Origin of the sequence: Kineococcus gurbantunggutensis (genome assembly GCF_050871925.1) — a bacterium.
GTDB lineage: Bacteria > Actinomycetota > Actinomycetes > Actinomycetales > Kineococcaceae > Kineococcus.
In genome coordinates, this window is record NZ_JBJLSG010000342.1 from 1 (window position 1) to 835 (window position 835).

General features: G+C 79.6%; 1 protein-coding gene. It reads left to right on the top strand.

Annotated elements, in window-relative coordinates:
• Positions 1 to 274: 274 nt before the first annotated feature.
• Positions 275 to 589 (top strand): MarR family winged helix-turn-helix transcriptional regulator, encoded by a 315-nt coding sequence (locus tag ACRYR7_RS25580; protein ID WP_432575204.1) that lies wholly within the window; start codon positions 275 to 277, stop codon positions 587 to 589.
• Positions 590 to 835 lie beyond the last annotated feature (246 nt).

Genomic DNA, 835 nt, shown 5'->3' on the forward strand with positions numbered 1-835 from the left:
GCCGGTCAGGGCCCGCACCAGGCTGGACTTGCCGTGGTCGACGTGCCCGGCGGTGGCGACGACGTGCACGTCAGGCCCCCGTCCCGGTCGCGGCGGGGGGGCCGACGCCGAGCGCGCCAAAGCCGCCGCGGGCGGGGAGGACGCCGGCCGCGGCGCGGGACGCACCCGCGCCGCGGCCGAGGCCTGGGAGGCGGTCTTCCGCCTGCAGGCCACCCTGCTGCGCCGCTTCGCCGCCGACGACGTGTGGGGCGGGCTGAGCGTGCGCGAGTACGACGTGCTCTACACGCTCTCGCGCTGCCCCTCCCACCGCGCCCGCCTGGGCGAGCTGAGCGAGCAGGTCTACCTGCCGCAGCCGTCGCTGAGCCGGCTGGTGGACCGCCTGGAGCGCCAGGGGCTGCTGGCGCGCGAGGCCGACCCCTCCGACGGCCGCGGCGTCGTCGTCGCGCTCACCGGCGCGGGCGCGCAGCGCCGGCGCGAGGTCGGCGGGCGCCACGTCGCCGCCATCGCCCGCCACCTCGGCCACGTCGACGTCGACGAGCTGCACGAGCTGGCCCGGCTGGCGACGCGGGCGCTGCCGCCGGACGCCTGAGCGGGCCCGCCGGGGGCCCCAGCCCGTCCCCGCTCCCCCACCCGCACCCGCACCCGCACCCTGCGGTGATCATGCGCTGTTGAACCTTCAACAGCGCATGATCACCGCGGGAGGTGAAGAGTGGAGGTGTGGGGCGGGGGGGGGGGGGGCCCCCCCCCGGGGGGGGGGGGGGGCCCCGCCGGTGTGGCGGTAAATCACCGCGCAGGGGTAGTCCCCGCGGTGGCCGGCGGGGGGGGGGGGGGGGGG